Source organism: Pseudomonas oryzihabitans (assembly GCF_001518815.1).
Lineage (GTDB): Bacteria > Pseudomonadota > Gammaproteobacteria > Pseudomonadales > Pseudomonadaceae > Chryseomonas > Chryseomonas oryzihabitans_E.
Genome location: NZ_CP013987.1, coordinates 571191 through 583738, shown reverse-complemented (window position 1 = coordinate 583738; position 12548 = coordinate 571191). Strand labels below are relative to the sequence as shown.

12 protein-coding genes and 1 pseudogene are annotated in these 12548 nt (G+C 68.4%); 5 read left to right on the top strand and 8 right to left on the bottom strand.

Features of this window, described 5'->3' with window-relative positions:
• Positions 1–68: 68 nt before the first annotated feature.
• Genes ycaC through APT59_RS02675 form a run of 6 tightly spaced genes read right to left on the bottom strand, consistent with a single transcriptional unit; the run spans position 69 to position 6108 of the window.
• Positions 69–692 (bottom strand): isochorismate family cysteine hydrolase YcaC, encoded by a 624-nt coding sequence (gene ycaC, locus APT59_RS02700; RefSeq protein WP_059313433.1) that lies wholly within the window; start codon positions 690–692, stop codon positions 69–71.
• Positions 693–739: 47 nt separating this feature from the next.
• The gene (locus APT59_RS02695) at positions 740–2335 is read right to left on the bottom strand and encodes an MFS transporter (protein ID WP_059313432.1); all 1596 of its coding nucleotides are present in this window, start codon (positions 2333–2335) and stop codon (positions 740–742) included.
• A 12-nt stretch (positions 2336–2347) separates the two neighbouring features.
• A complete protein-coding gene (locus APT59_RS02690) occupies positions 2348–4189 on the bottom strand; it encodes an amidohydrolase (RefSeq protein WP_059313431.1) in 1842 nt (613 codons plus the stop codon).
• A gap of 52 nt (positions 4190–4241) precedes the next feature.
• Positions 4242–5060: an alpha/beta fold hydrolase gene (locus APT59_RS02685; protein ID WP_059313430.1), complete on the bottom strand. Its 819-nt coding sequence runs from the start codon at positions 5058–5060 to the stop codon at positions 4242–4244.
• Positions 5057–5686, bottom strand: coding sequence for an antibiotic biosynthesis monooxygenase (locus APT59_RS02680; RefSeq protein ID WP_059313429.1), 630 nt, complete (start codon positions 5684–5686; stop codon positions 5057–5059). The genes APT59_RS02685 and APT59_RS02680 overlap by 4 nt, the downstream gene beginning before the upstream one ends.
• On the bottom strand, positions 5683–6108 hold the full coding sequence (locus tag APT59_RS02675; protein ID WP_059313428.1) for a DoxX family protein: 426 nt from the start codon (positions 6106–6108) through the stop codon (positions 5683–5685). The genes APT59_RS02680 and APT59_RS02675 overlap by 4 nt, the downstream gene beginning before the upstream one ends.
• A gap of 300 nt (positions 6109–6408) precedes the next feature.
• On the opposite strand from APT59_RS02675, the gene APT59_RS02670 reads away from it, so the two are divergent.
• Positions 6409–6819, top strand: a complete 411-nt coding sequence (locus tag APT59_RS02670) for a DoxX family protein (protein WP_059313427.1) — start codon at positions 6409–6411, stop codon at positions 6817–6819.
• Between the two features lie 38 nt (positions 6820–6857).
• On the opposite strand, the gene APT59_RS02665 is transcribed toward APT59_RS02670, so the two are convergent.
• Positions 6858–7778 carry a LysR family transcriptional regulator gene (locus APT59_RS02665; RefSeq protein WP_059313426.1) on the bottom strand — a complete coding sequence of 307 codons (921 nt, stop codon included), beginning with the start codon at positions 7776–7778 and terminating at the stop codon, positions 6858–6860.
• Positions 7779–7875: 97 nt separating this feature from the next.
• Between APT59_RS02665 and APT59_RS02660 the strand changes: the two genes are divergently transcribed.
• The 4 genes from APT59_RS02660 (at position 7876) to APT59_RS22050 (ending at position 11206) form a co-directional block, all read left to right on the top strand.
• Positions 7876–9099: an MFS transporter gene (locus APT59_RS02660; protein WP_059313425.1), complete on the top strand. Its 1224-nt coding sequence runs from the start codon at positions 7876–7878 to the stop codon at positions 9097–9099.
• Between the two features lie 163 nt (positions 9100–9262).
• Positions 9263–9985, top strand: coding sequence for a pirin family protein (locus APT59_RS02655; RefSeq protein ID WP_059313424.1), 723 nt, complete (start codon positions 9263–9265; stop codon positions 9983–9985).
• A 74-nt stretch (positions 9986–10059) separates the two neighbouring features.
• Positions 10060–10650: a DedA family protein gene (locus APT59_RS02650; RefSeq protein ID WP_059313423.1), complete on the top strand. Its 591-nt coding sequence runs from the start codon at positions 10060–10062 to the stop codon at positions 10648–10650.
• 115 nt (positions 10651–10765) lie between these two features.
• Complete coding sequence (locus APT59_RS22050; protein ID WP_082696270.1) at positions 10766–11206, top strand: helix-turn-helix domain-containing protein; 441 nt, start codon at positions 10766–10768, stop codon at positions 11204–11206.
• A 621-nt stretch (positions 11207–11827) separates the two neighbouring features.
• Here APT59_RS22050 and APT59_RS22815 read toward each other — a convergent pair.
• Positions 11828–12520, bottom strand: a pseudogene (locus APT59_RS22815) (winged helix-turn-helix domain-containing protein); the annotation flags it as partial.
• Positions 12521–12548 lie beyond the last annotated feature (28 nt).

Below are 12548 nucleotides of genomic sequence, written 5' to 3'. Positions count from 1 at the left end.
ACCGGGCTGGCGACCCAGGGCCTCTTCAACGCCGTTTGGCCGACGCGCAGCAGACTTTGGATAGGCTCTTACTTGGCGGCCAGCTTGGCGTAGCTCGTCATCAGGTTGCGGTAGTTGGGGATGTGGTTGGACAGCAGGGCACCCAGGCCCTCGATGTCGTTGCGCCAGTCGCGGTGCAGTTCGCAGGCCACGCTGAACCAGTTCATCAGCTGCACGCCAGCGGCGCTCATGCGCGCCCAGGCAGCCTGCTGCACGGTCTTGTCGAAGGTGCCGGAGGCATCGGTCACCACGAAGACGTCGAAGCCTTCGGCAATGGCCGCCAGTGCCGGGAAGGTCACGCAGACGTCGGTCACCACGCCGGCGATGATCAGCTGCTTGCGGCCGGTGGCCTTGATGGCGGCGACGAAGTCTTCGTTGTCCCAGGCATTGATCTGGCCGGGGCGGGCGATGTACGGGGCCTCGGGAAACAGCTCGACCAGCTCGGGCACCAGCGGGCCGTTGGGGCCCTGCTCGAAGCTGGTGGTGAGGATGGTGGGCAGGCCGAAGAACTTGGCGCTGTTGGCCAGGGCCAGGACGTTGTTCTTGAAGTCGCTGGGGGTGAAATCCTGAACCAGCGAGATCAGACCGGCCTGGTGGTCGATCAGCAGGACGACGGCATCGTTCTTGTCGAGACGGTTGTAGGGCTTGCTCATGGTGGAGTCCTCGGGGGAGTGGTGGTGCTTGGGGGTGAAGGGCGGCGTCAGGCGCCGCCCAGGAGATGACGGATGGCGATGGGTACGTCAGGGGTCTGGTACTGCCGCGCCGCCGCTTCCAGGCGCTGTTCGCCCTGGGTGACGCGGTGGTGGTGGCGCAGGTGCTCCAGCCAGGATTCATCGCAGAAGAATTCCTGCCAGCGGCGTGGTTCGGCGCTGTCCTGCAGCAGGGCCCAGGAGAAGGCACCGTTGCGCCGGCGCATGGCGCCGACCGCCTGCATCGCCTGGCGAAAGGCCGGACCATGCTCGGGGGCGATGTCGTACTCCAGGGTGACCATCACCGGACCGCGTTCGCGATCCAGGGAGTCGTCGAGGATCGGCGCCGGCCAGTGCAGCGAAGGGGCGATATCGGCCGCCGGGGTGACCGGCAGACGCAGGCGCCAGGTCAGCCCGATCCCGGCCAGCAGCACCCCGGCCGCCGCGCTCAGCGCCAGACTCAGGGAGAAGTGACTGGCCAGGGCGCCCCAGAGCAAGCCGCCCAGGGCGCTGGTGCCGAAGAACACCAGGATGTAGACGGCCAGGGCACGGGCGCGCACCCAGCCGGGCACGACGGTCTGGGCCGCCACCTGCAGGCTGGAGAGCACGGCGATCCAGGCCAAACCGCTGACCAGCATGACCGGCAGCAGCCAGGCGAAGTCGCGAATCCAGGCCAGGCCGAGCAGCACGCCGGCATAGAGCGCACTGGCACCGGCCACCAGCAGGTCGCTGGACAGCCGTTCGCGCAGCCGCGGCAGGAGCATGGCGCCGCCGATGGCACCCAGGCCGACGCACCCGAGCAGGATGCCGAAATCCAGGGCGGTGCCCTGCAGGGCCTGGCGCACCAGCAGTGGCAACAGGGCCATGCCGGCGCTGGCGCCGAGGAAAAACGCGGCGGTCCGGGCCAGCACCACCTGCAGCTGGAGCGAGCTGCGGGCATAGCGGAGGCCGACCCGGACGGCGCCCAGCAGGCGCTCCGCGGGCAGCACGGCGGCTGCAGGTTGGCGTCGCCAGGTCAGGAGCGCGACGATGACGGCAAGGAAGGAAACGGCGTTAAGGGCGAAGGTCAGCCAGGGACCGGCCAGGCTGACCAGCACCCCGGCCAGGGCCGGTCCCAGGGCACGGGCCACGTTCATGCCCAGGCTGGACAGGGCGATGGCGGCCGGCAGCTCGCGCTTGTCCACCAGCTCGGGGGTGAGCGCCGACCAGGCCGGCAGCATCAGCGCGGTGCCCACGCCCATGGCCAGGGTCAGCCCCAGGAGCAGGGGTACGGTCATCCAGCCGGCCAGGGTCAACCCGGCCAGAGCCAGGGCCACCGCGGCCATCCACAGCTGCACGCCGAGCAGATAGCGACGGCGGTCGACGATGTCGGCCAGGGCACCGGCTGGCAGCGCCAGCAGGAACATCGGCAACGCCCCCGCCACCTGGACCAGGGCCACCGCCAGGGGACTGGCCGACAGCGAGGTCATCAGCCAGCCGGCGCCTACCTCGTGCATCCAGGTACCGATGTTGGACGCGATGCTGGCCAGCCACAGCCAGCGAAAGGTGCGCTGGCGCAGGGGCTGCCAGGGCGAGGCGGTGTTGGGAGTCAGGGCGGCGGCGGTCATGGCGGACGCTCCTCAGAAGCTGAAGCAGGAGCAGCCGAAGGCGCCCCAGAAGCCACTGAAGTCGCTCACCGGCACCTGGCTCTGGCGCGCCCGCTCATGGCCGTGACCATGCACGGAACAGGCGCCGGCGCACTGGTGCACGGCAGCCTGCAGGGGCGCGCCAGGCTTCCAGTGGCCGGGCACCTTGACCACGGGCGACCAGTCCGGCGTGACCGGCAAGGGCGCCGGGCCGAGGCGATCGAACTCCTCGGCACCATGGACGATGCGGCCGCCGACCACGGTCAGCACCGACTCCAGGTGCTTGATGGCGTCTTCCTCGACGGTGAAGAAATCCGCCGAGAGCACTGCCACGTCGGCCAGCTGGCCGACCCGCAGCTGGCCCTTCTTGCCCTGTTCCGAGGAGAACCAGGCACTGCCCTGGGTGAACAGCTGCAGGGCGGTGGCCCGCGGCAGGCCCTCCTGATAGAGCGCCAGGCCGCCGACGGTACGGCCGCTGACCATCCAGTACAGCGAGGTCCAGGGGTTGTAGCTGGAGACGCGGGTGGCATCGGTCCCCGCCCCTACCGGTACGCCTTCGGCGAGCATCCGCTGGATCGGCGGGGTCTGCTCGGCGGCCTTGGCACCATAGCGGTCGACGAAGTATTCGCCTTGGAAGGCCATGCGGTCCTGGATGGCGATGCCGCCGCCGAGGGCCTTGACCCGCTCGATGTTGCGCGGACTGATGGTCTCGGCGTGGTCGAAGAACCAGGGCAGCCCGTTGAAGGGCACGTCGCGATTGACCCGCTCGAAGACGTCGAGCATGCGCGAGATGGATTCGTCATAGGTGGCGTGCAGGCGGAACGGCCAGCGTTGCTCCACCAGGTGGCGCACCACCGGCTCCAGATCGGCCTCCATGCTGGACGGCAGGTCCGGCCGCGGTTCGAGGAAGTCTTCGAAATCGGCCGCGGAGAAGGCCAGCATCTCGCCGGCGCCGTTGTGGCGGAGGAAGTCGGTGCCCTGGTGCAGGGTAACGCTGCTGGTCCAGTTCCTGAAGTCGGCCAGCTCTTCCTTGGGCCTCTGGGTGAAGAGGTTGTAGGCGATGCGTACGGTGAGCTGGTCGGCATCGGCTAGCTCCTGGATGACCTGGTAGTCGTCCGGGTAGTTCTGGAAGCCGCCGCCGGCGTCGATGGCGCTGGTCAGGCCCAGGCGATTGAGCTCACGCATGAACTGGCGGGTGGAGTTGACCTGGTATTCCAGCGGCAGCTTGGGCCCCTTGGCCAGGGTGGCGTAGAGGATCATGGCGTTGGGCCGGGCGATGAGCATGCCGGTGGGCTCGCCCCGGGCGTCGCGCTGGATCTCACCGCCTGGCGGATTGGGCGTGTCCTTGGTGTAGCCCACGACACGCAGGGCGGCGCGGTTGAGCAGGGCCCGGTCATAGAGGTGCAGGATGAACACCGGGGTGTCCGGCGCGGCCTGGTTGAGCTCTTCCAGGGTCGGCAGACGGCGCTCGGCGAACTGGAATTCGTTCCAGCCGCCCACCACCCGTACCCATTGGGGCGCCGGAGTGCGCTCGGCCTGGTCCTTGAGCATGCGCAGGGCGTCGGCCAGCGAGGGCACGCCTTCCCAGCGCAGTTCCAGGTTGTAGTTCAGGCCACCGCGGATCAGGTGCAGGTGGGAGTCGTTGAGGCCCGGGATGGCGCGGCGACCGCGCAGGTCGACCACCTGGGTGCCCGGGCCGCGATGGGCCATGACGTCGCTGTCGCTACCCACGGCAAGAAAGACGCCGTCCTTGATGGCGACCGCGGTCGCCTCGGGGCGCTCGGGATCGACGGTGTGGAGCTTGCCGTTGTGCAGGATCAGATCGGCGTGTTGCATGTGGCCTCCGGGACCAGGATCAGAAGTCCGGGCGCAGGGCGCCCGGGAAGGCTCAGCCGGCGACGAAGGCCAGCAGGTCGCGGTTCAGCTGCTCGGCGTGAGTCACCGCGAAGCCGTGGGGGGCGCCGGCGTACACCTTGAGCTCGGCGCCACGGATCAGCTCGGCCGCCAGCTTGCCGGTGGTCGCGAAGGGCACCACCTGATCGGCGTCGCCGTGGATCACCAGGGTCGGCACGTCGATCTTGGCCATGTCCGGACGGAAGTCGGTTTCCGAGAAGGCGGTGACGCAGTCGACCGTGCCCTTGAGCGAAGCCAGCAGGGCGATGTTGAGGGTCTGGGTGAAAACGCCTTCGGAGACCTGCTGGCCCTGGTTGGTGCCATAGAACACCGGGGCGAAGTCAGCCAGGAACTGGGCACGGTCCTTCAGCAGACCGCCGCGGATACCGTCGAAAACGCCTTGGTCGACGCCCTGGGGGAAGTCCGGCTTCTGCCCGAACAGCGGGGTGACGGCGCCGAGCAGCGCCAGCTTGCCGACCCGCGCCGAACCGTGGCGCGCCAGGTAGCGGGTGACATCGCCACCGCCCATGGAGAAGCCCACCAGGGTGACGTCGCGCAGATCCAGGTGCTCGATCAGCTCCTTGATGTCGTCGGCGAAGGTGTCGTAGTCATAGCCATTCCACGGCTGGCCGGAGCGCCCGAAACCGCGCCGGTCGAAGGCGATGGCGCGATAGCCATGGCTGGCCAGATGGTGCATCTGGTAGTCCCACATGTCGGCGTCCAGCGGCCAGCCGTGGCTGAACAGCACGGGCTTGCCACTGCCCCAGTCCTTGAAATAGATCTCGACGCCGTCGCGGGTGGTGAAGGTGCTCATGGCTGCTCGCCTCTGTGGGTGGAAGGAGTGAAAAAGGCGCCCGAGCGGGCGTTGAGCCAGGGCGCGCACAGGCGGCTCACCCTCGGCATGATCAGGAACACCACCAGCGGCACGATGCACAGGGTGATCAGCAGGTTGCTCGGCACAGTGCCGGCCAGCACGGGATAGCGCGCGAACAGCGGCTGCCACAGCGGCGGGATCAGCATCGTCAGGGGCGCAATGACCAGGTAGGTCAGCACCGCCTGCTTCCAGGCCGGTGGCTGGCGCACCCCGGGGCGCGGCGGGTTGAACCAGAACTCGGCGTCGGCATGCACTTCGGGCGCATCGGCTCCGTGCAACAGCGGCGCCACCTCGGCGATCAAGGCCTGGCGCTCTGGTGAGGCCAGCCAGGCCTGCAGCCGCTCGACGTCGGCGAAGCGCACCAGAGTGGTGAAGGCAGCGCCCTCCTCGGCCGGCGGGATGACATCCACACCGAGATGGCCACAGGCGTCACGGGCAGCGGTGACCGCGCGCTGCAGCCAGCGCTGGTAGGCGTCCTGTTGGTCGGCCAGAGGCTGGTGGCGGATTACCAGGGTGACGATGCGACTGTGCGCCTGGTGGAGGTCCTGTCCAACCGCGGCACTCACGACAACGCCCTCGCGAAACCCGCGTGAGCCGCATGACGCCCGCTCAGCCGCGCCTCCAGCGAATAGTGACCCGGCCCGGTGAGCGCCAGGGTGCCGAACAGCACCAGCAGCAGCCAGCCGAACTGGCCCTGCTCCAGAGACCACTCGGGGTGCACCACCAGCAGGGCGATCAGCAACAACCCGAGGATTGGCAGGCAGGCCAAGCGCGTCGCCCAGCCCAGGGCGATCAGCAGCGGACAGAGCACCTCGGCGAAGACGGCGAAGCCCAGCGTCGGCCAGGCCCCCAGGTGCAGCGGGTCCTCGATCAGGCCGAGCTGCTCGCGAAAGTGCAGCGCCTTGGGCAGGCCGTGCACCGTCAGCAGCATTCCAGCGCCCCCAAGGCGCAGGAACAAGAGTCCCAGATCCAGCCGTACATTACCCATGGCCCATCCTCCTGATGCCAGCGTCGGCAGCGGGAGATACCTATGCCCGAGCCGTCGATGGGGTGGACTTTCGCCCGAACGACGGTGAGCGGCCTTGGACGTCTGTGCTGGTTTTTGTACGTCTGTGCTGTGGCGTATTGCTGAATGGATTCAGGTCACAGAAGGTGACGGCACGCCTTACACAGTCAACCTTAGGGAGACTATTAAACGCACTTAAGCTACTTAATCGACTGCTGAGTGGACAGTAATCTAGCTCCATCGCATCCATGACGGATGCCGGATCTGGAAAGGACAGTCATCATGAACACCACCCAAGCCTTTACCGCCACCACCGGCCGCCTGCTGCTCGCCAGCCTTTTCCTGTTCAGCGGCGTGGGCAAGCTGCTTGCCCCGGCGGCGACCAAGGGCTACATCGCCGCCATGGGTCTGCCCTTCGTCGAGCTGGCCTACCTTGGCGCCCTGGCGGTGGAGCTGGGCCTCGCCACCCTCTTGCTGATCGGCTATCGCACTCGCCCCGTGGCGATCGCCATGGCTGGCTTCACCCTGGTGACCGCCGCGGTGTTCCACAGCCAGTTCGCCGATCAAAACCAGCTGATCCACTTCCTCAAGAACATCGCCATCACCGGCGGCCTATTGCAGGTAGCGGCCTTTGGTGCCGGAGCCCTGAGCCTGGATGGACGGCGACCAAAGCGTCTGGCCCGTCTGGCCTGATCGCCACTGGCTACGAAGCGCCCGCCTGATCGTTGCGATCAGGCGGGCGCTGTCACATCCAGCATCTGCGCACAGGCTTCGCGCACCAAGTCGAGGAACAGGCGCAGCCGCGCCGGATAGACCCGGGCGTAGGGATAGATGAGATAGATCGGCAGGGGCGCCGCCTGCCATTCGGGTAGCAGGTGTACCAGGCGACCGGCGGCGACGTCCTCGCGCACCATCCAGTGCGACAGCGCCGCGCAGCCCAGACCACGCACCGCGGCATGACGGGCGACGAAGAGACTCTCGGTGGCCAGCCGCGGGCGCAAGGGGATGAGCCGGCTTTCGCCGGAGGCGCGAAGCTGCAGGCGCAGTTCGGTCTGGTAGAACTGGGTCATGGCGATCCAGGGCAGCGCCGTCAGCGCTTCGGGTGCCGCAAGAGCTCCTGCCAGTTCCGGCGCTGCCACCAGGATGCGCTGGACGTCACCCAGGCGCACCGCCACCGTGTCCGGGTCCTCCACCACGCCCACCCGGATGGCGCAGTCGACGCCATCGGCGACGAAATTCGGCGCCCGGTCGCTGAGTACCCAGTCCACTTGCATGCCCGGATAGCGCCGTAGATAGGTCTCCAGCGGATCGAGCAACTGCTCCTGGCCGAAGGCATGGGGCATCACCACCCGCAGCCGCCCCTCGGGCTCGGCATGAGCGCCGTGCAAGGCGGCGGCGAAGGCCTGCCAGTCACCGAGCAGTTGCTGGGCCTGGCGGTAGCAGCGCTGACCATCCTCGGTCAGGCGCAGGGCGTGGGTCGAGCGCTGCACCAGGCGCACCTGCAGCGCGGACTCCAGCGCTTGCAGGCGCCGGCTGACGGTGGGCTGGGTGGTGCCGAGCTGGCGTGCAGCCGCCGACAGGCTGCCGGCCTCGACGATGCGCACGAAGGTTTCCAGCAAGTCGAGCCGATCATGGGTAAAGGTGGTGTTCATACGGCCTACGTATACCCCCTGTACCCCGCGTTCGGCTACAAGCAGCGACCACTCTAGCGAAGAATGCGCTCATCGTCTTCCCACCCGGAGAATCGCCATGACCGACATTCCACTCTCGCATAGCCAGACCTCGCTTCACCGCGGCAGTCTGTCCCCGGCCCTGCTCGGCCTGCTGGCCACCGGCGCCGGCCTCAGCGTGGCCAACCTCTATTACAGCCAGCCCCTGCTGGGCACCCTGGCCAGTGCCCTGCCCGCGCCCGCTGCCGACGTGGGACTGATCCCCACCCTCACCCAGCTCGGCTATGCCCTGGGGCTGCTGCTACTCGCGCCCTTGGGCGATCGCTTCGACCGCCGCCGCATCATCCTGGCCAAGCTGGCCGTGCTGCTGCTGGCGTTGCTCGGCGCCAGCCTGGCGCCGGGGCTGCATGCGTTGCTGGTGGCCAGCCTGGTCACCGGCCTGGCCGCCACCGTGGCCCAGGACCTGGTCCCCGCCGCCGCGACCCTGGCACCACCGGCCGAGCGAGGCCGTATCGTCGGCACGGTGATGACGGGGCTGCTGCTGGGCATCCTGCTGTCGCGGGTGGTGAGCGGCCTGGTGGGCGAGTGGCTGGGCTGGCGCGCGGTCTATCTGTTCGCTGCCCTCAGCATCGCCGCCATCGCCGTGGCAGTGTGGCGCGGGCTGCCCGCCTTCGCCGCCACCACCCGGCTCAGCTATCCGGCCCTGCTCGGCTCCCTGGGCGCCCTCTGGCGCCGGCATGCCGCGCTGCGCCGGGCGACCCTGGCGCAAGGGCTGCTGTCCGTAGGCTTCAGCGCCTTCTGGTCGACCCTCGCCCTCTATCTGCACGCCGGGCCCTTCCAGCTGGGCAGCGCCGCCGCCGGCGCCTTCGGCCTGGCCGGTGCCGCCGGTGCCCTGGCCGCGCCCTGGGCCGGCCGCCTGGCGGATCGCCATGGTTCGGAATGGGTGACGCGCCTGGGCATCGGCCTGGCGGCCACGGCCTTTGCCAGCCTGCTCCTGCTGCCCTGGTTGCCAGGCGTGACCGGTCTGGTACTGCTAGCGCTGGCGACGGTGGTCTTCGACCTTGGCGTCCAGGCCACCCTGATCGCCCACCAGGCGCAGGTCTACGGCCTGGAACCCGAGGCGCGCAGTCGCCTCAACGCGGTGCTCTTTACCGGCATGTTCATTGGCATGGCCAGCGGCGCGGCGCTGGGCAGTCTGCTGCTGGCCCGCATGGGCTGGAATGGCGTCGCCGGCCTGGCGCTGGCGACCGCCCTGCTGGCCCTGGCGGTACGGCTCTGGCCTGTCCGTCCGCGTCAGCTGTAACGATCACGACAAACAAGAAGGCGTCCTTTGGCGAAAGGTATCGTCAACCAGAACAGGACGACCATTCTCCTCCCAGCTCGTTAATCAAACCGGGACGCCACAGTAGGATGACTTCCATGGCGTCGGAACAGACCGCGCCCCACTCAAGACAAGGAGCCTCATCATGCTGGCCATTCGTAAAGCTTCCGATCGCGGCGCCGCCAACCACGGCTGGCTCAAGTCCTTCCACACCTTCTCCTTCGCCAGCTACCGTAATCCGGCGGAACAGGGCTTCTCCGACCTGCTGGTGATCAACGACGACACCGTGACCGGGGGCCAGGGCTTCGGCGAGCACCCGCACCGCGACATGGAGATCTTCTCCTATGTGCTCGAAGGCGCCCTGGAGCATCAGGACAGCCTGGGCACCGGTTCGGTGATCCGCCCGGGCGACGTCCAGCTGATGAGCGCCGGCAGTGGCGTCAGCCACAGCGAGTTCAACCACTCCGAGCGCGAGAGTGTGCATTTCCTGCAGATCTGGATCGTGCCCAACGTGCGCCGCGCCGAACCGCGCTACCAGCAGCAGCACTTCAGCGCCGAGGCCAAGCGTGGTCGTCTGGCCCTGATCATCTCGCCGGACGGCGCCGAGGGCTCGCTGGAAGTGCGTCAGGACGCCCGGGTCTACGCCGGCCTGTTCGACGGCAGCGAAAGCGCCACGCTGCAACTGGCCCCCGAGCGCCATGCCTATGTGCACGTCGCCCGCGGCAGCCTGGAGCTGAATGGCGTCCTGCTGCAGGCCGGTGACGGCGCAAGGCTGCGCGGCGAGCGCGAGCTGCAGCTGGCCCACGGGACCGATGCCGAGGTGCTGGTGTTCGATCTGCGGCCCAACGAACTGCCGCAAATGCCCTGAGCCTGCCTGCGCCCGCGTAGCAGGCGCCAAGCCCGGAGGCCGCTCCCACGGCCTCCCCTTGCCGAGAACGCGCCATGAGCACCCAAGCCCTGACTTCCCTGGTGGCCGGTAACGCCACCCTCTGGCTGACGCTGAACGTCTTTGGCGAACAGCTGGGCCTGCCGGTACCGGCCTATCCGTCTTTGCTGGTGATGGGCGCCGCGGCCGATGAAGCCGAGTTGCTCCTGGCGCTGCTGGCCAGCGTGGCGGTCACCGGCGTGGCCGATCTGCTCTGGTACTGGGCCGGTCGGCGCCATGGCGCCTGGCTGCTGCGCCACCTGCCTGGCCACCATGTCCCTGCCGCCACCCGCCTGCCCGGCCTGCTGCTGTTCGCCAAGTTCGTCCCCGGCGCCGCGGCCCTCGCCACCCTGAGCGCGGGCGCCAGTGCCATGCCCTTGCGGCGTTTCCTGGCCTATGACCTGGGCGGCGCCACCCTGTGGATCGGCTCCGGCCTGGCCCTGGGGCGACTGTTCGAACAACACATCCTGGCCTTGCTCGCCGCACTCAAGGCCTATGGCCCGGCGCCCCTGCTGCTCGCCGGACTGCTCGGCCTCGCCCTGCTGGGCTGGCACCTGCTGGCTCGCCGGCACAGTCGACCAGGCCCGTCGCGACAGTATTGCGCCTAGACCGTTGCCGTTTTAACGCTAATTAACGATAGCCAACTCGCACGTCAGACAACTGCAGGGAATCATTCTCATCCAGGCCAGCGCGCCACGCGGCTGGTTTGATAGGGAGAGCGCCATGTCCATGACCGTCGATAGCACCCTGGCTCTATCCAGTACCCGACTGGTCGGTTTGGCCGCCTGGCAGGAACGGCTGGCCAAGGAAGTCTTGCTGCAGCATCTGGAGCGCGGCATCAGCGTCAGCCAGGTCGCGTCCGTCTGCGGTCTGTCGCGCAGTCACTTCACCCGCCAGTTCAAGCTCAGCGCCGGGCTCGCCCCGCTGGAATGGTTGCGCCAGCAGCGCCTCCATCGCGCCCAGCAATTGCTCGCCAAGCGCGAATTACCCCTGGCGGCGATCGCCCTGGAATGCGGCTTCTTCGACCAGGCGCATCTGAGCCGGGTATTCACCCGTGCCGTCGGGATCCCGCCGCTGGCCTGGCAGCAGCAGGCCCTGGAGCGGCGGTTGCTGGCGGAACTGGCGCAGGTGCAGGCGCAGCATGGCCAGCAGGCGGTAGCCTAGGGTCGCCCCACTGCCCGCTACCAGGATCAGCGACTTGTCCACTAGTTGCCCCAGGAGAGGGATGAACAAGGCCTCCTCTAGCCCGCGCTGCGCCGCCAGCCGCAGGGCCTCTTGACGACTGAAATGCTCCCCGGCCTCGGCCAGGGTCGCCAGCACGCCGAACTCGGATTCGCTCAGGCTGTGCAGACTCCAGTCGAGCATGGCGCCGAGGCTGCGCTGGCGCTGCGCCGCAGTACGCCGCCCGGCTACGCTCAGATAATAGCCGCCGTCGAGTTGTGCCAGTACTCCGTGCAGGCCCAGGGCCGCCACCTGCTCGGCCAGGATCTCCAGCGCCAGGGGCACACCTTCGCTGCGACGACAGATCTCGCCCACCAGTTGCACGTCGGTCGGTCGCAGTTGCAGCCCTGGCAGCCGCGCCCGGGCGCGCCGGACGAACAACCGAAAAGCCGGCTCGCGCATGGCGTCGCGCAGATGCCGCGAAGGTGAATTCGCGACCGGCAACGGTGCCAGGCGCAACACGGCCTCCCCCTCCACGCGCAGGGCCTCGCGACTGGTAACCAGCACCCTGAGCTGTGGACAGCCTTGCAGCAGGTTCTCCACCAGCCAGGCCGCGGGTTCGACCAGCCGCTCGGCGTTGTCCAGCACCAGCAGCAGGCGCCGCGTGGCCAGGGCTTCCTGCAGCGCCGGCAGACCACTGCCACTGGCGAGTCCCAGGTCACTGGCGAGCCGCTCAACCGGCGCCATCATGTGGCCCAGTGCCGCGAGATCGAGACTCTGTACCCCATCGGGGAAGCCCTCCGCCAATGTAGGCAGCAGATGCTGGACCAGCAGCGACTTGCCGACACCGCCGGTGCCCACCACCGACACCAGGCGGCGTTGAGCGAGCAAGCGGCGTAGTTCGACCAGGCTGGTCTCGCGCCCCTCCAGGGGCGTTAGGGGCAGCGGCGTCTCGGCCAGCGGCGTGAGGTCTTCTTCGCTCAGGCGCTCTACCGCCAGGGCGAAACCGTAGCCACGATGCCGGGCGCTGAGGATGGGATCCTGGGTGCTATAGGGGCGCAGCACCCGGCGCAGGGCCGAGATGTGCACCCGCAGATTGATGTCCTCGACGACCGCGCCAGGCCAGACCCGGGCCATCAGGGTCTGCTTGCCGACCAGCTCGCCGGGTTTTTGCAGCAGCACCCGCAGGATATCCAGGGCCCGTCCGCCGAGGGGCAGCACACGCTCGCCATCCAGCAGCAGGCGCCGTCGCGTATCCAGGACCAGGCCGCAGAAGCGGAAGGCACTGGCGTCTTCCAGGGACTTGAGCTCTTGCATGACCGTGTCGCGCCACCTTGCCTCGGGG